The following is a 17,073-nucleotide window of genomic DNA, read 5'->3' as shown; positions in this document are numbered from 1 at the left end:
GAACGACCATGACAATCAACAGACGAGAATTGCTCGGATATGGCGCGGCCGCACTTGGCGCCACGGCGCTCGGCCTGCCGCAAATCGCCAGGGCTGCCGGCGAACTGACCATCGCCTACAATGTCAATTTGCCGTCCTGGGACCCGACCACCGGGCCTTCAGCGGTCAACCCGACCATCCAGGGTCTGTACCAGTCGGTGTTCGACCAGTTCATCCCGCAGAAGCCGGATCTTTCTTTCGCGCCCGGCCTGCTCACCGAATGGGGCTGGAACGAGGGTCGCAGCAAGATCATGATGACGGTGCGCGAGGGCGTCACCTGGCATGACGGCTCGCCATTCACGGCCGAAGACGTGGTCTGGTCGCTGCAGCGGGCGGGCGATGAAAAAACCGGCAACCCGATCCAGTTCGTCTGGAAGAACGTCAACAACTTCAAGATCGACGGCAACAAGATCACCGGCGACGTCGTGCAATTCGACCCGGTGTATTTCAAGTGGATGTCGTTCCTGACCGGCTACATCATGCCGAAGGCCTATTACGAAAAGGTCGGCGCCGAGGGTTTTGAGAAAGCCCCGATCGGCACCGGGCCCTACATGGTCGACAAATTCGAGCGCAACGCCTTCCTGCGGCTCAAGGCCAACCCGAACTACTGGGGCGGCAAGCCGGCCTTCGAGAACGTAACCATCAAGTTCGTTACCGATGCGGCGAGCCGCGTCGCCGAGATCGAGTCCGGTTCCTCGCAGGTGACGCTGGAAATCCCCTATGAGGAGTATGACCGCCTGATCGCCAAGGATGGACTTGCCGGCTCATGCAAGAACGTTTCCGACATCGGCATGATCTTCTTCAACGACATCGACGTGATGCTGGACAAGAACGTGCGCCAGGCGGCGGTGATGGCGGTCGACAAAAGGCTTTTGGTCGACCGGCTGCTGCGCGGTTACGGCCAGCCCATCGATACGCTGGAGACGCCGGAATACGCGGCCTACGATGCGTCGATCAAGATGGAGCACAATCCGGACAAGGCCAAGGAACTGCTGGCCGCCTCCGGCTATTCGCCGGAAAAACCGGTCAAGTTCACGATACAGACGACCAAGGGCTTCAAGCCCAAGGACTACGAGATGATCCAGGCGATCGTCGGCATGTGGCGCAAGGTCGGCATCGAGGCGACCATCGAGGTCTACGAGATCGCCAAGCACTACGAGCTGCGCGCCGCCGACAAGCTGGCGCCGGCGGCCTTCTACAATTGGGGCAATGCCATCGGCGATCCCACCACGTCGACCGGCTTTGCCATGTATGGCCCGAGCCCGCACTCGGTGTGGGACAGCCAGGACCTGATCGACATGATCAACCCGCTATGGGGCGAGAAGGACGAGGCCAAGCGCATTGCCGGCTGGAAGGCCGTCGACAAATATATCGCCGAACAGGCCTATGTGCTGCCGCTGATCCAGTATGCGCAGCCGATCGTGCATGCCAAGGGCGTCAATGTCGTGCAGCATGTGTCGGGCGCACTTCTGCCGGCGCTGATGAGCCCGGCCTGAGACAGTCTTCGGCTTGTCGCGCGCCGTCCGGAATGACGGCGCGCATTTTCCGCCACGGGCGACCATGCTGCTGCAAAGATTCCTGATCCGTCTTCTGACGATGGCGATCACGCTGTTCGGCGTGGCCGTCGTCGTCTTCGTCGTCATCCGTGTCGCGCCAGGCGATCCGATCGCGATGATGCTGCCGCCCGGTGCAACCGATGCCGACATCGCGCGTCTGCGCGCGCTTTACGGGCTGGACAAGACCATCGTCCAGCAATTTTTCATCTGGCTGGCAGGTGTCGTCAGGGGCGATTTCGGCACTTCGATTTCGCTCCGGCAGGATGTTCTGGGCCTGGTCTTCAACCGCCTGCCGGCGACGCTGGAACTCGCGATCGTCGCGCTTGTGATGGCGCTGGCGATCGGCGGCACGACGGCGATCCTCGGCGCGCGCGAACGCGGCACCGCGGTCGAAGCCGGCATCGACATTGCCAGCGGTGCGGCACTCTCGATTCCCGATTTCCTGTGGGGCCTGGTGCTGATCCTTCTGTTTGGCGTGCTGGTGCCCATCTTCGACATTTCTGGCCGGGTGTCGCCGCAGCTCGACCTGCCCTTCGCCACGCAATTCTATCTGTTCGAAAGCATCGTCCGGCTGCGCTTCGACCTGACCAGGGACCTGCTGGCACACATGCTGATGCCGGCGATTGCGCTGGCGCTGCCGCTGGCCGCGATCATCTCGCAGCTGCTGAAACAGTCGCTGAAGGAAGTGCTCGACCTCGACTACGTCGTGCTGGCGCGGGTAAAGGGCTTTTCGGAAACGCAGGTCATCCTGCGCGAGGCGCTGAAGAACGCGGCCCTGCCGACGCTGACGCTGGTCGGCGTGCAGTTCACCTTCCTCATCGGCGGCACGGTCATCGTCGAACGACTGTTTTCCTATGAAGGTCTCGGCAACATGGCGATCGATGCCGTCATCAACCGCGACCTGCCGCTGATCCAGGGCATCGTGCTGGTCTTCGCGCTGCTGTTCGTGCTGATCAACCTTGCCGTCGACATGATGTACGCCCTGCTCAATCCGAGGCTGCGCCATGGATGAGGCCCGCATTTCGAGACATGGCTCGCGGGCACGCCTGTGGCTGGCCGGCGGCTGGCTGCTGATTGCGCTGCTGGCCGCGATTTTTGCGCCGTTGGTCGCACCGCAGGACCCGCTGGCGCAGGATTTGATGCTGGAGCGGCTGCCGCCTTTCTGGATTGATGGCGCCGAGCCCGGCTACTGGCTCGGCACCGACAGCCTCGGCCGCGATCTTCTGTCACGGCTGATCTTCGGTGCCCGTATCGCCTTCATCGTCGCCTTCGCGGCAGCCTTTGCCGCCTGCCTGGTCGGCTCGACGCTCGGCCTGATCGCCGGCTATTTCGGCGGCTGGGCCGACCGCATCATCTCACGTATCGTCGATGTCTGGATGGCGTTTCCGCCGGTGCTGTTTGCCATCCTTCTGGTCGCCGTGCTCGGCACCGGCTTGAGCTCGGTTATCATTGCCATTGCCGTCATCGACTGGACGCGCTTCTGCCGGGTGATCCGCGCCGAGACGATGGGCCAGTCGCGCATGGACTATGTCGAGAACGCCCGCATCGCAGGCTACGGCCGCATCGGCATCATGCTGCGCGAAGTGCTGCCCAATGTGGTGCCGTCGATCGTCGCGCTGCTGTCGCTGGAGATGGGCATTGCCGTCATCGTCGAGGCGATCCTGTCCTTCGTCAATCTGTCGATCTCGACCGACGACCCGACCTGGGGCGGCATCATCGCCGAGGGTCGCCTGTCGATCCATCAGGCCTGGTGGGTGCTGGTGTTCCCGCTGGTCACCCTGATCCTGACGGTGCTGTCGTTCAGCCAGTTTGGCGAGGGCCTCAGGGCACGTTTCGATCCGGTGCTGCGATGAACGCGCAGGCGAAACCCTGCCTCGACATACGCAGCCTTAGCGCGGTGCTGCCTAATGGCCTGCGCGTGCTGCGCTCGGTGTCGCTCGCCGTCGAGCCCGGCGAGGTGCGCGCGCTGGTCGGCGAGAGCGGCGCCGGCAAGACGATGATCGGCAAGGCGGTGCTTGGCGTCCTGCCTTCGAGCGTGCGCATCGTCGAAGGCGATATGCTGCTCGAGGGCGAGGACCTCGGCAAGCTTCAGCCAAAGGCAAGGCGCACGCTGATCGGCGCGCGCACGGCGCTGATCCCGCAGGATCCGCTTACCGCGCTCAACCCGTCACGCCGCATCGGCCCGCAGATGACCGACCGGCTGGTGCGCATCCTCGGCTGGAGCGGCGAGAAGGCCGATGCACGCATCCGCCGATTGCTGGACGAGGTGCAGATCCGCGACCCCGAGCGTGTCCTCAAATGCTATCCGCACGAGCTGTCCGGCGGCATGCGCCAGCGCGTGCTGATCGCCGCGGCGTTTGCGGCCGAACCAAGGCTGATCGTCGCCGACGAGCCGACCACGGCGCTCGACGTGACGGTGCAGAAGCAGATCCTGCGGCTGATCGCGCAGCTGCAGCGCGAGCACGGCACGGCGATCCTGTTCGTTACCCATGATCTCGGCGTCGTCGCCAAGATCAGCCAGAAGGTCTCGGTGCTCTATGCCGGCAAGGTGGTGGAGGAGGCCGAAACGGCCGCTCTCTTCGCTGCCCCGCAGCACCCCTACACGCGAGCGCTGATGGCCGCGACTCCGCGCTACACCGATCCCTTCGCTTCGCTGAAACCCGTGGACGAGGCGGTACTGGCCGGGCTAGCCGCGGAGATCGCCGCCGCCGATCAGGCCTGGAGGCGCCCGCATGGCTGAGCCGCTGTTTTCCGTGCGTGGGCTGAAGGTCGCGCTGCCCGACATGACGCGCAAGCCGCTGATCGGCCGCGCGCCCTTGGCCGAGATCCTGAAAGGGCTGGATTTCGACCTGCCAAAGGGATCGGTGACCGGCATCGTCGGCGAATCCGGCTCCGGCAAATCGACGCTTGGCCGCGCCTTAGTGCGGCTTCTGGAGCCGAGCGCCGGCAAGGTCATCTTCGACGGCCGCGACATCACACACCTGCCTGAGGCCGAGCTCCGGCCGCTGCGCCGCAATCTGCAGATGATCTTCCAGGATCCGATGTCGTCGCTCAACCCGCGCCGCACCATCTTCAGCATCATCGCAGCACCGCTCAAGCAGAACGGGCTTGGCGACAATCTCAGGGATCGTGTCGCGGAGGCGTTGCAGCGCGTCGGCCTGCCGCAAGGCTTCGCCAGCCGCTATCGTCATGAATTGTCGGGCGGCCAGCGCCAGCGCGTCGGCATTGCCCGCGCGCTGGCGCTGTCGCCGAAATTCGTGCTGGCCGACGAAATCGTCTCAGGCCTCGACGTGTCGACGCAGGCACAGATCCTGACGCTGCTGGAAAAACTCGCCGCCGAAATGGGCCTGACCGTTGCCTTCATCAGCCATGACCTGTCGGTGATCCGGCGGCTCTGCCGGCAAGTGATCGTCATGCGCGAAGGCGCGATCGTCGAAGCCAGTGCGACCGACGCTTTGTTCGAGCAGCCGCAGCAGGGCTACACGCGCGATCTCCTCGCCGCCATTCCGCTGCCCGAGATCGATGATGCCTGGCTACTTCCCGCCGCAAAGGCGCCGGCATGAAACACAATCCTATTCGCACGCTAAAGAGCGGGCCTCAGGCGTGCACCCGGCAAAATGTCCCGCGATGGAGGATGACTGACATGAAGAATGCAATCCGCTACGCAGTGCTCACCGCCACCGTGCTGGGAGGCATCGGCACGGCTTACGCCAGTTCCATTCCCGGCATGCGTGGCCACGACCACACCGGCGTCACCGTCCCCGACATGGAGCAGGCGGTCGATTTCTTCACCGAGGTGGTTGGCTGCAAGAAGGCGATGTCGTTCGGCCCGTTCGCCGACGACAAGGGCACATTCATGCAAGATCTGCTGGGCGTCGATCCCAAGGCGGTGATTGAGGAGATCATCCTGGTCCGCTGCGGACACGGGTCGAACATCGAGCTGTTCAAATACACCGCGCCGGACCAGAAGGACCTGACGCCTCGCAACAGCGACATAGGCGGCTTCCTTATCGCCTTCTATGTCGACGACATCGCCGCCGCAAAAGCTTATCTTGACGGCAAGGGCGTCAAGACGCGGATGGGACCGCTGCCGGTTACCGAAGGCCCGGCCGCCGGCCAGACCATCCTCTACTTCCAGGCGCCCTGGGGCTTGCAGTTGGAAGCGATCAGCTATCCCAATGGCATGGCCTATGAAAAAGATGCGGAGACGGTGCTGTGGAGCCCGAAGAACCCGGAAAAATAGCCCGGGGCGTCCCTGGCCTGCGCAAGCCGACTGCCGGCAAGCTGGGTTTCTGGAACGGATTGTTTCAATCCTGAAACTTCAAGCTTGAATTAATCCGTCTCAGGCGTAAACTCGACAAACAGAAGCGAAGAGGAGATCGCACGATGAAAGTTGCGGTTCTCGGCGGCGGACCAGCCGGGCTCTACTTTGCCATCTCGCTGAAGCTCAGGGATGCCGCGCATGAGGTCACGGTGTTCGAGCGCAACCGTGCCGATGATACGTTTGGCTGGGGCGTCGTGCTGTCGGCCGAAACGCTGGAGAACCTGACCAAAAACGACCCGGTCAGCGCCGTCTGGATCCGCAAGCATTTCGCCTATTGGGACGATATCGCCGTCATCCATGACGGCGTGCGCACGGTCTCGACCGGTCACGGCTTTTGCGGCATTGGCCGCAAGCGGCTGCTCACGTTGCTGCAGCGGCGGGCGCGCGAACTCGGCGTCAAGCTGGTCTTCGAAACCGACATCGCCGATCCCAAGCCATATATGGAGACGCACGAGCTGGTTGTCGCCGCCGACGGGTTGAACTCGAAAGCGCGGGGCGCCTTCGTCGACGTGTTCAAGCCCGATATCGACATTCGTAGATGCAAGTTCGTCTGGCTCGGCACCCACCAGAAATTCGACGACGCCTTCACCTTCATCTTCGAAAAGACCGAGCATGGCTGGGTGTGGGCGCATGCCTACCAGTTCGACAGCGATACCGCGACCTTCATCGTCGAATGCAGCGAGCAGACCTGGCAGCGCTTCGGCTTCGGCGCGATGTCGCAGCAGGAATCGATTGCCGTCTGCGAGCGCATCTTTGCCCGTCATCTCGGCGGCCACGCGCTGATGACCAACGCCAATCATATCCGCGGCTCGGCGTGGATCAATTTCCCGCGCGTCTTGTGCGAACGCTGGTCCTACAAGAACCTGGCGCTGATGGGCGACGCGGCGGCGAGCGCGCATTTCTCGATCGGTTCCGGCACCAAGCTGGCGCTGGAAAGCGCGGTGGCGCTGGCCGACTATGTCGAGTCCGAGCCAGACCTCGAGGCCGCCTTTAGCAAATATGAGGACGCCCGCCGCACCGAAGTGCTGAAGCTGCAGTCGGCGGCGCGCAATTCGCTCGAATGGTTCGAGGAGGTCGAGCGCTATCTCGGCCTCGATCCGGTGCAGTTCAACTATTCGCTGCTGACGCGTTCGCAACGCATCAGTCACGAGAATTTACGGCTGCGCGATGCCGAATGGCTGGCCGGCGCCGAGGAGTGGTTCCAGCGCCAGGCCGGCGCCGGGGGCAACAATCTGCGTCGCGCGCCGATGTTCGCGCCGTTCCGGCTGCGCGGCATGGGGCTGCAGAACCGCGTCGTCGTCTCACCGATGGCGCAGTACAAAGCGGTCGACGGCTGTCCGACCGATTGGCATTTCGCCCATTACGCCGAACGGGCCAAGGGCGGCGCCGGTCTCCTCTACATCGAGATGACGTGCGTCAGCGCGGAGGGCCGCATCACGCCTGGCTGCCCCGGTTTCTATGCGCCCGAGCATGAGGTCGCCTGGAAGCGGCTGGTCGAGTTCGTCCATGCCGAAACCGAGGCCAAGATCTGCGCCCAGATCGGCCATTCCGGTGCAAAGGGGTCGACCAGGCTCGGCTGGCAGGGAACCGACGTGCCGCTGCCCTCAGGCAATTGGCCCGTCATGGCAGCATCTTCCGTGCCGTGGTCGCGGGAAAACCAGGTGCCGAAGGCGATGGACCGCGCCGACATGGATATGGTGCGCGACCAGTTTGTCGCTTCGGCCGAGATGGCGGCGCGCTGCGGCTTCGACATGCTCGAAATCCACGCCGCGCACGGCTATCTCCTGTCCTCCTTCATCACGCCCTTGACCAACCGGCGCACCGACTCCTATGGCGGCTCGCTGGAAAACCGCATGCGCTACCCCTTGGAAATCTTTCATGCGGTGCGCGCCGCGTGGCCGGCCGAGAAGCCGATCTCGATGCGCATCTCCGCCAATGACTGGCTGGGCATCGAAGGCGTGACGCCGGCCGATGCCGTAGAGATCGCGCGGCTGCTGCATGAGGCCGGCGTAGACATCTGCGACGTATCGGCCGGCCAGACGTCGGCCGTGGCAAGACCGGTCTATGGCCGCATGTTCCAGACGCCGTTTTCCGATCGCATCCGCAACGAGGTCGGCATGGCGACGATGGCGGTCGGCAATATCTATGAGCCGGACCACGTCAACTCGATCCTGATGGCGGGCCGCGCCGATCTCGTCGCACTGGCTAGGCCGCATCTTGCCGATCCGTATTGGACGCTGCACGCGGCCGTCACGCTTGGCGATCGCGGCGTCAAATGGCCGGATCCCTATCTGCCCGGCCGCGACCAGCTCTACCGGCTGGCCGAACGCGAAGCGGCAGCGGGCTTGAAAATATGAGTGCCGCGGGGACGATTTCGCGGCGTCATGCGCTGGTCACCGGCGGCGGCTCCGGCGTCGGCCGCGCGATCGCGCTGGCGCTGGCCGGCGCGGGCATTGACGTGACCATCTGCGGCCGGCGCGTGGAGCCGCTTGCCGAGGTTGCCGCGGAGAACAAGTCCATCTTCGCCATTGCCGCCGACGTCACCGACGAGACGTCGATGGCGTCGCTCTACGAGGCCGCGGAAGCGGCACGCGGAGCGTTCGACATCGTCGTTGCCAATGCCGGCATGTCCGGCAGTGCCCCGGCGCAGCGGACCTCGCTGGCAGACTGGCAGCGCACGCTCGACGTCAACTTGACCGGTGCGTTCCTGACGGTGAAGCCGGCGTTGGCCGGCATGGCAGTGCGCAAGACTGGCCGTATCATCTTCGTCGCTTCCACCGCCGGACTGAAAGGCTATCCCTATGTCGCAGCGTACGTTGCCGCCAAGCATGGCGTCGTCGGCCTGATGCGGGCACTCGCCGTCGAGACCGCCAAGTCCGGCATAACAGTGAATGCCGTGTGCCCAGGGTTTGTCGAAACCGAGATGCTGGAGAGCACCGTCCAACGCATCGTCCAAACGACCGGCCGCTCGTCCGAGCAGGCACGGACGAGCCTAGCCGCGACCAACCCGCAAGGCCGCTTCATCCAGCCGGAAGAAATTGCGGCCGCGGTACTTTATCTGTGTGGCGACGCCGCCCGGTCGATTACCGGACAGACGATTTCGATCTCCGGAGGTGAGACATGGTAGCCGGTCCCCTGCCCGCCCCGTCCGGACCCGGCAAGGACCGCCTGCGGCTGTGGATACGCCTGCTGCGCGCCTCGCGCACCATCGAGGCCGAGCTGCGCGAACGACTGCGGCAAGAGTTCAACACAACGCTGCCGCGCTTCGACGTGATGGCCGCGCTCTACCGCGCGCCGGAGGGCATGCTGATGAGCGATCTTTCGCGCTTCCTGCTGGTGTCCAACGGCAATGTCACCGGCATCATCGACCGGCTGGTCTCGGAAGGGTTGGTGATGCGGGCCCGACGCAATGGCGACCGCCGCACCTCGATGGTGCGGCTGACGGAAGAGGGATCGAAGATTTTCGCCGTGATCGCCGCCGCGCATGAGAAATGGGTCGGCGAGTTGCTGGGCAATGTGAGCGAGGATGAGGCGCGCCGGCTGACCGGCATGCTGACCTCCTTCCGCAGCAATTGGGAGGGACGGGAATGACGAAGCTGGCCGGCCGCAAGCCGAAGCATTTCCACTGGCAGGTCGAAGGCAAGATCGCAAAGATCCGGCTCGATCGACCGGAGCGCAAGAACCCGCTGACTTTCGACAGTTATGCCGAATTGCGCGACATATTTCGCGACCTTGTCTACGCCGATGATGTCGATGCTGTGGTGGTCCTGCCCAATGGCGGCAATTTCTGCTCGGGCGGCGATGTCCACGAAATCATCGGCCCACTGGTCAAGATGGACATGAAGGCGCTGCTCGCCTTCACCCGCATGACGGGCGATTTCGTCAAGGCGATGCTGAATTGCGGCAAGCCGATTATTGCGGCGGTCGATGGCGTGGCGGTCGGCGCCGGCGCGATTATCGCCATGGCCTCCGATATCCGCATCGCCACGCCCCAGGCCAAGACAGCATTCCTGTTCACCCGCGTCGGCCTTGCCGGCTGCGACATGGGGGCCTGCGCGATCCTGCCGCGCATCATTGGCCAGGGCCGCGCCGCCGAGCTGCTCTATACCGGCCGCACGATGAGTGCCGAGGAAGGCGAGCGCTGGGGCTTCTACAACCGGCTGGTCGATGCCGCAACGCTTGAGGCCGACGCGCTCGACATGGCCGCGCGCATCGTTTCCGGCCCGACCTTCGCCCATGGCATGACCAAGACGCAGCTGAACCAGGAATGGTCGATGGGTCTCGACCAGGCGATCGAAGCGGAAGCACAGGCGCAGGCGATCTGCATGCAGACCCGCGATTTCGAGCGGGCGTACACGGCTTTCGTGGCTAAGGAGAAGCCGGTGTTCGAGGGAAATTGAGATGATCGCTTCCACGCTGGCGGGACAGCACCCCCCTCTGGCCTGCCGGCCATCTCCCCCTCAAGGGGGGAGATTGGATATCAGGCCCGCTTTCGCCAATCTCCAACATCGCAGGGAGAGCCGTGGCAGCGAAGCCGCGAATCTCCCCCCTAGAGGGGGAGATGTCCAGCAGGACAGAGGGGGGCGCCGTGGAGCGCCAGGGCCGGAGAATTGTGGAGGCAGCAATGCCTGACCGTTCCTTCCTCTCCTGGCCGTTCTTCGAGGATCGCCACCGCGATCTGGCGGAGCGGCTGGAGGCATGGTGCGCCAAGAACCTGCCGGTCGCGCATGACGATGTCGACGCCGCCTGCCGCGAGCTGGTGGCCAAGCTCGGTAAGGACGGCTGGCTGAAGCCGACGGCCCTCGACACCGACAACCCTGCAGCACTCGACGTGCGCACGCTCTGCCTCACGCGCGAGACGCTGGCCCGGCATGATGGGCTGGCCGATTTCGCCTTCGCCATGCAAGGGCTCGGCACTGGCGCGCTCAGCCTGTTCGGCTCGCCCGACCAGCAGAGCTGGCTGGCGAAGACACGGGCCGGCAAGGCGATTTCGGCTTTCGCGCTGTCGGAGCCGCGCTCGGGCTCGGACGTCGCCAATATGGAAATGACCGCCGCGCGTGACGGCGACAGCTATCTCCTATCCGGCGAAAAGACCTGGATCTCCAACGGCGGTATCGCTGACTTTTATGTTGTCTTTGCCCGTACCGGCGAGGCGCCCGGCGCCAAGGGGCTTTCCGCCTTTGTCGTGCCTTCCGAAACCGAGAGGCTGATCGTTGCCGAGCGGCTGGAGGTGATTGCGCCGCACCCGCTCGCCCGGCTGTCCTTCGACAATGCACGCATTCCAGCCTCGGCGCTGATCGGCAGACCCGGGGACGGTTTTCGCATCGCCATGTCCGTGCTCGACGTGTTCCGTTCGACCGTCGGCGCAGCGGCGCTCGGCTTTGCCCGGCGCGCGCTGGACGAAAGCATCACAAGAGTGGCCGAGCGCAGGCTGTTCGGTGCGCCGATGGCCGAGCTGCAGATGGTGCAGGGCCACATCGCCGACATGGCGCTGGATGTCGATGCCGCCGCGTTGCTGGTCTATCGTGCCGCCTGGACCAAGGACATGGGCGCGGCTCGGGTTACCCGCGAAGCCGCCATGGCCAAGCTGTTCGCTACCGACAAAGCGCAGGAGGTGATCGACAGGGCTGTGCAGCTGCATGGCGGCGACGGCGTCCGCAAGGGCCATATCGTCGAAAGCCTGTATCGCGAGATCCGGGCGCTGCGCATCTACGAGGGAGCGTCCGATGTGCAGAAGGTGGTGATTGCACGGCAAGTGATGGGAGCGGCCTGAGACGGGAGTTTGCGTGAAATTATTGTCTTCGAGTTTTGAGCGACCGGATTTGAGCATTGGGAGGTTTTGACATGCACACCATCCTGCAGCCGGAAGGCTGGGCGAAACCCGTCGGCTACGCCAATGGCGTCGCCGCGCGTGGGCAGCTTGTCTTCGTCGGCGGGCAGGTCGGCTGGAACGGACAGGGCCTCTTCGAGACCGATGATCTTGTCGGCCAGGTGCGGCAGACGCTGGCCAATATTGTTGCTGTGCTCGCCGAGGCCGACGCCAAGCCGCAACATATCACCTCGATGACCTGGTACTTTACCGACAAGGCGGAATATTTGGCCAATCTCAAGGGGATCGGCGAGGTCTATCGCGAGGTGATCGGCCGGCATTTTCCGGCGATGGCCGCCATGCAGGTGATGGCGCTGGTCGAGGATCGCGCCAAGGTTGAGATCCAGGCCACAGCGGTTATTCCGGAGTGACGGCAACACGCGGCAATTTTTTAAGCTTAAAACTTTCGCCTTGAAAAGCGCGGTACTTTGGATAGCATTCGATGTCTTGCGACTGCCGTGCCGGGAGGGCTTTCCGGCAGTCCCGTCACTTGACGCATCAAAACCGTGCGGGGCCAAACCCGTCCGATCACAACCAGAGGGAACGAAAATGAACTTCACCCGTCGCAACCTGCTGCTTCTTGCTGCTGCCATCGGCATCGCCGGCGGCCCGGCCTACGCCGAAGGCACGCTGAATGTCGGCGCCTATCCGACCAATCCGCCTTTTGAATACAAGAACGAGAGCGGCACGTTCGAGGGTTTCGAAGTCGACATCATCAATGAGGCGGCAAAGCGTATCGGCATGACCACTGATATCGCCGATCTCGGTTTCCAGGCGCTGTTCGCCGCCACCACCTCGAAGCGCATCGACGTCGCCATCTCGTCGATCACCATCACGCCGGAGCGGCTGAAGTCTCAGTCGTTCACGCAGCCCTACTATGATTCCGACATGGGCATCGCCGCGAAGGCCGACAGCCCGATCAAGGCCGAGGCCGACCTCAAGGGCAAGATCGTCGGCGTGCTGTCCGGCTCGACCGGCGAAGCCTGGGTCAAGGCCCACCAGGAAGCGGACGGGTTCAGTGACGTCAAGGGCTACGACACGCAGCAGAACTTGCTGCTCGATCTCAGCTCCGGCCGCGTCGATGCGGCGGTCAGCGATATTCCGGGCCTGGAATATTCTTTCACCAGGATGAAGGATCTCGCCGTAAAAGAGCGCATCAAGACCGGCGAGCAGTACGGTCTGATGATGACCAAGGACCACCCGCTGCTCGGCAAGCTGAACGACGCGCTGACCGCGATGAAGAAGGACGGCACGCTGGCCGCGATCCACAAGAAGTGGTTCGGCAGCGACGCACCTGCCGATTCCTCGACCGTCAAGGAAACTCCTATGCCGAGGGCCTGAGCGGCAGTTCACGCTTAAATGTCGTGCCGGCTTTCGATGCCGGCACGATTTCGGATTTCGGGCTCGGGCTCGAGCGTCGCGGGACGCCAAACGTTTCGGAAATGCTGCGATGTCGCTGCTGGACACCTTCTTCAACGCCGACGTCATGGTCTCCAGCCTGCCGGCGCTGTTGCGCGGCTTCCTGAACACCCTGCTGCTCGGAATCATGAGCATCGGCATCGGTATTCCCGTCGGCCTCGCGATCAGCCTGGTGCGGCTCTATGCGCCAAAGCCGCTTCGGCTGCTGGCTGTCGGCTACATTGACATTTTCCGGGCGATGCCGGTGCTGGTCGTGCTGATCCTGATCTACTATGCGCTGCCGTTCCTCGGCATTCGCCTGTCATCGTGGACGTCCGCGGTGATGGCCTTCGCCATCATCATGGCGGCCTATTCGGCCGAGGTGTTCCGCTCCGGTATAGAGAGCATTCCGCGCGGCCAGTTCGAGGCGGCGCAGGCGCTCGGCCTGCCGTTCTTGCTGACCTTGCGCAAGGTAGTGCTGCCGCAGGCGATCCGCGTCGTCATTCCGCCAATGACCAGCAATTGCGTTTCGATGTTCAAGGATACTTCGCTCGCTTCCACCGTGGCGCTGCCCGAACTGCTGAAAGAAGCGACCAACGCGCAATCGCTCTATGCCAATCCTTCACCGCTGATCGGCGCGGCGCTGGTCTATCTCATCTTTCTCTGGCCGATGGTCCGTTTCGTCAGCCTCCTTGAACGCCGCTTTCAAACCGAAAAGACCCGCTAATCTGTCAGCGCACTTCGCAGGAGACGACCTTGAACCAGCATCAGATTTCGAAAACCGGCGATGCCGCAGCTTTCCCAGTCGAGACGATCCGCGCCATGTTTCCCGCCTTGCAGCAAGCCGGGGACTTCGTCTTCATGGACAATGCAGCCGGCGCGCAGATCCCGCAAAGCGTGCTCGATGCGGTCACCAACCATTTGGTCGCGCATAATGTGCAGCGCGGCGGCCGCTATGGCCGCAGCGTCACCGTCGACCAAGCCGTCGCCGGCGCTCGCGAAAGCGTGGCCTTGCTGATCAACGCCACCAACCCGGCGGAGATCTGTTTCGGCATGAACGCCACTTCGTTCATCCGCCTGGTCAGCCTCGGCATCGGCCAGATGCTTTCCGAGCGCCCAAACGGGGAGCGTGACGAGATCGTCATCACCGACATGGATCACGACGCCAATATCGCGACGTGGCTGGCGCTGGCGCCCGCCGGGGCCAAGTTCAAATGGTGGCGGATGCGCGACGACGGCAATCTGCATGTCGACGATTTGCGCCCGCTGGTCTCAGAGCGCACCCGGCTCGTCGCCTGCACGGTCACGGCCCATTCGATCGGCTCGATTGTCGACGTTGCCTCCGTGGCTGCGATTGCGCATGCGGCAGGCGCCGAAGTGTTCCTCGACTGCGTGCATTACGGGCCGCACGGGCTGATCGATGTGCAGGCCTGGGATTGCGACTATCTGGTCTGCTCCGGCTACAAGAATTTCTCGCCGCATATGGGCTTCCTGTGGGGCCGCTTCGAAACACTGAAGCGCCTGCCGACCTTCCGCGAGGATTTCATCCCCGACGAGCCGCCCCACAAAATCGAAGCCGGCACGTTCATCTACGAGAACGTCTCCGGCATGGATGCCGCGGTGCGCTACCTCGAATCGGTCGGCCGCAATTTCTTGTCCGAGAATAACCGGTCGCGCCGCGACAACATCGTCGCCGGCATGAATGCCATCCGCGACTACGAACAGGTGCTGGCGCGCGAAATGCTGGCGGTGCTCAAAGATTGCGGCGCGACGATCTACGGCGTGGCCGACGAGGCACGCCTCAGCGAGCGCGTGCCGACCTTCTGCTTCAATGTCGACACGCTGTCGCCGCAGAGGATCGTCGAGGAAATGGCCGAGATGCAGATCGGCATTCGCGACGGCCACATGTATGCGCCGCGCCTGATGAAGCGGCTCAACCTCAGCATGGACAGTGGCGCCGTGCGCGCCTCGCTGGTGCATTACAATACGATCGAGGAAGTCCGGCGCTTCGGCGAGGCGCTGCGCACCATCATCGCCCGGCTGTCCTGATCGGAGTGGGCGGCGGCGCCGGCGCGATCCTCGTGAAGCGCAAAGGCGGTCGCACCCGGGTTCTCCAAGCCGGGGCGCAATTGCATGCTTGGGATCAAGTAATCGCCGCCATTCTGCTGCCGATAACGAATGGGCCGGATTGTCTCGAGCGTTCGCATCCTTTCGCGCAGTCGCTCCGCGACAGGCTCGAAATCCGCCTCCCCGAAACGGTCCACCCTGTAAACCACGAACGGCGGAAGCACGTCGTAGCCCGGATAGTATAGAATCCCGTGATTGATCGGGAACAGCAGGTCGTCGATCGGGCCGTTGACGCCGCGGGCGGAGTAATGCTCTTCCCAGCCGCCTGCGGTCACGATCAGCATTGCGCGTTTGCCGGCGAGCGTTCCCTCACCAAAGCGGTCACCCCACCGCTTGTCGCTGTGCTCGCCAACGCCATAGGCGAAGCCGTAGGCGTACACGCGATCGACCCAGCCCTTGAGGATCGCCGGCATGGCGTACCACCACAGCGGGAACTGGAGGATCAGGGTGTCGGCCCATAGCAGTTTGTCGATCTCGGCTTTGACGTCATCGGTCAGAGTGTTGGTCGCAAAAGCCTTTTTGGAGGCGCCGGCCGGCAGGAAGCGTGCTTCGGGCGGCCACGACGGAAAGTCGGCACGGTCCACCTCGGCTTTCCAGCCGTCGGCATAGAGGTCCGACACCCGCACCTCGTGGCCTTGGGCCTCGAGTTCCCTGATGGCGACGTCACGCAGCGCGCCGTTGAGCGAACGCGGTTCAGGATGAGCAAAAACAAGCAGGACTTTCATGGGTCTACTCCGAAGAAGGACGATAGACACCAAAGGTAGCGAGCCGCGGGATGATCCACTATATGTAGGAAATGTATAAGATAATGCCGAATAATGGATAGATCGGACGTCACTCTCGAGCGCATGCGCACCTTCGTTCGCGTCGCCGAGCGCGGCAGCCTCTCGGCGGTGGCGCGCGAGCTCGGAGTTGGGCAGTCGACGGTCACACGGCATTTGCGAGAACTCGAGGAGGCCGTCGGAGTGCCCTTGCTCAGCAGGACCACCCGGCGTGTGACGATGACCGATGAAGGCAGCCGTTACTATGGCGACAGCGTCCAGGTCCTGCGCCTCGTTGAGCAGGCCGGCGATGAGGCGCGGGGCACGCGCGGCGCGTCGGTCGGCACGATCCGGATATCCTGCACGGCGGCGCTCGGGGTCTTGCACGTCAGCCGGCTGATCTTCGCCTTTCAGGATCGCTATCGCGATATCGGCATCGATCTTAGCCTCACCGACGAGCGCATCGACCTTGTGCGGGAGGGCGTCGACATCGCGCTTCGCCTGGGTCCGCTCACCGACAGCTCAATGAAACTGCGGGCGCTCGGGCAATCCCGGCGTCTGCTGGTGGCGGCGCCGGCCTATCTGGCGGCGCGGGGCAGACCGGCTGTCCCGCAGGATCTGCCTGGCCATGAAGGCATCCGGATGTCGAACATCGCGGGAAGCGACACACTCGCCCTGCAGGGGCCGGTCGGCAAACGCTTTGCGGTGCCCTTTGGCGGTCGATTTCGCGTCGACCATGGGCTTGCCGCGCGCGAAGCCATTGTCGCCGGACGCGGTATCGCACCCGCCCACCATTGGCTTGTCGACGATCTCCTGGCGGCCGGCCGCCTGGAAGTGGTCCTGCCGGGCTATTTTCCGCCTCCCGTCCCGCTGAGCATGCTGATCGTTCCGGAGCGTGCGGGCATTGCCCGGGTGCGGCTGCTGGTCGACTTTCTCGCCGAGCAGATCTCCGACATTCCGGGGATCGAGAAGCGGTAGCCGGCCGGCAAACCTCGCCGG

General features: G+C 63.7%; 17 protein-coding genes. 16 read left to right on the top strand and 1 reads right to left on the bottom strand.

The annotated features are described in order from the left end of the window. Positions 1-8: 8 nt before the first annotated feature. From NKI39_RS01320 to NKI39_RS01250, 15 genes are all read left to right on the top strand, one after another. Positions 9-1,535, top strand: coding sequence for an ABC transporter substrate-binding protein (locus NKI39_RS01320; protein ID WP_352813732.1), 1,527 nt, complete (start codon positions 9-11; stop codon positions 1,533-1,535). Between the two features lie 64 nt (positions 1,536-1,599). Further along, positions 1,600-2,607, top strand: coding sequence for an ABC transporter permease (locus NKI39_RS01315; protein WP_352540477.1), 1,008 nt, complete (start codon positions 1,600-1,602; stop codon positions 2,605-2,607). After that, positions 2,600-3,448: an ABC transporter permease gene (locus NKI39_RS01310; protein ID WP_352540476.1), complete on the top strand. Its 849-nt coding sequence runs from the start codon at positions 2,600-2,602 to the stop codon at positions 3,446-3,448. The genes NKI39_RS01315 and NKI39_RS01310 overlap by 8 nt, the downstream gene beginning before the upstream one ends. Then, complete coding sequence (locus tag NKI39_RS01305; RefSeq protein ID WP_352767129.1) at positions 3,445-4,335, top strand: ABC transporter ATP-binding protein; 891 nt, start codon at positions 3,445-3,447, stop codon at positions 4,333-4,335. Before NKI39_RS01310 ends, NKI39_RS01305 begins: the two co-directional genes overlap by 4 nt. Further along, a complete protein-coding gene (locus NKI39_RS01300) occupies positions 4,328-5,158 on the top strand; it encodes an ATP-binding cassette domain-containing protein (protein ID WP_352448550.1) in 831 nt (276 codons plus the stop codon). The genes NKI39_RS01305 and NKI39_RS01300 overlap by 8 nt, the downstream gene beginning before the upstream one ends. 80 nt (positions 5,159-5,238) lie before the next feature. Then, positions 5,239-5,838 carry a VOC family protein gene (locus NKI39_RS01295; RefSeq protein ID WP_352830399.1) on the top strand — a complete coding sequence of 200 codons (600 nt, stop codon included), beginning with the start codon at positions 5,239-5,241 and terminating at the stop codon, positions 5,836-5,838. Positions 5,839-5,981: 143 nt separating this feature from the next. Next, a complete protein-coding gene (locus NKI39_RS01290) occupies positions 5,982-8,276 on the top strand; it encodes a bifunctional salicylyl-CoA 5-hydroxylase/oxidoreductase (protein WP_352813735.1) in 2,295 nt (764 codons plus the stop codon). Beyond that, positions 8,273-9,046, top strand: coding sequence for an SDR family NAD(P)-dependent oxidoreductase (locus tag NKI39_RS01285; RefSeq protein WP_352830395.1), 774 nt, complete (start codon positions 8,273-8,275; stop codon positions 9,044-9,046). The genes NKI39_RS01290 and NKI39_RS01285 overlap by 4 nt, the downstream gene beginning before the upstream one ends. Continuing rightward, positions 9,040-9,510 carry a MarR family winged helix-turn-helix transcriptional regulator gene (locus NKI39_RS01280; protein WP_023676834.1) on the top strand — a complete coding sequence of 157 codons (471 nt, stop codon included), beginning with the start codon at positions 9,040-9,042 and terminating at the stop codon, positions 9,508-9,510. The genes NKI39_RS01285 and NKI39_RS01280 overlap by 7 nt, the downstream gene beginning before the upstream one ends. After that, a complete protein-coding gene (locus NKI39_RS01275) occupies positions 9,507-10,319 on the top strand; it encodes an enoyl-CoA hydratase family protein (protein WP_352830392.1) in 813 nt (270 codons plus the stop codon). Before NKI39_RS01280 ends, NKI39_RS01275 begins: the two co-directional genes overlap by 4 nt. A gap of 224 nt (positions 10,320-10,543) precedes the next feature. After that, positions 10,544-11,692 carry an acyl-CoA dehydrogenase family protein gene (locus tag NKI39_RS01270; RefSeq protein ID WP_352813741.1) on the top strand — a complete coding sequence of 383 codons (1,149 nt, stop codon included), beginning with the start codon at positions 10,544-10,546 and terminating at the stop codon, positions 11,690-11,692. A gap of 71 nt (positions 11,693-11,763) precedes the next feature. Beyond that, on the top strand, positions 11,764-12,159 hold the full coding sequence (locus NKI39_RS01265; RefSeq protein ID WP_352813742.1) for a RidA family protein: 396 nt from the start codon (positions 11,764-11,766) through the stop codon (positions 12,157-12,159). Between the two features lie 178 nt (positions 12,160-12,337). Beyond that, positions 12,338-13,129 (top strand): ABC transporter substrate-binding protein, encoded by a 792-nt coding sequence (locus NKI39_RS01260; RefSeq protein WP_352813744.1) that lies wholly within the window; start codon positions 12,338-12,340, stop codon positions 13,127-13,129. 109 nt (positions 13,130-13,238) lie between these two features. Then, entirely contained in the window at positions 13,239-13,913 is a 675-nt protein-coding gene (locus NKI39_RS01255) for an amino acid ABC transporter permease (protein WP_352540469.1), read from the top strand. A 29-nt stretch (positions 13,914-13,942) separates the two neighbouring features. Continuing rightward, entirely contained in the window at positions 13,943-15,235 is a 1,293-nt protein-coding gene (locus NKI39_RS01250; protein ID WP_352813746.1) for a cysteine desulfurase-like protein, read from the top strand. Here NKI39_RS01250 and NKI39_RS01245 read toward each other — a convergent pair. Then, positions 15,166-16,038: an NAD(P)H-dependent oxidoreductase gene (locus tag NKI39_RS01245; protein ID WP_352540503.1), complete on the bottom strand. Its 873-nt coding sequence runs from the start codon at positions 16,036-16,038 to the stop codon at positions 15,166-15,168. The genes NKI39_RS01250 and NKI39_RS01245 overlap by 70 nt on opposite strands. 93 nt (positions 16,039-16,131) lie before the next feature. Here NKI39_RS01245 and NKI39_RS01240 point away from each other — a divergent pair, with 93 nt between their 5' ends. Beyond that, positions 16,132-17,052 carry a LysR family transcriptional regulator gene (locus tag NKI39_RS01240; RefSeq protein ID WP_352813750.1) on the top strand — a complete coding sequence of 307 codons (921 nt, stop codon included), beginning with the start codon at positions 16,132-16,134 and terminating at the stop codon, positions 17,050-17,052. The last annotated feature ends 21 nt before the right edge of the window (positions 17,053-17,073 follow it).

It is taken from the genome of Mesorhizobium sp. M0664 (assembly GCF_040320565.1).
Taxonomy (GTDB): Bacteria; Pseudomonadota; Alphaproteobacteria; order Rhizobiales; family Rhizobiaceae; genus Mesorhizobium.
This window is presented reverse-complemented; position numbering and strand designations above follow the sequence as displayed.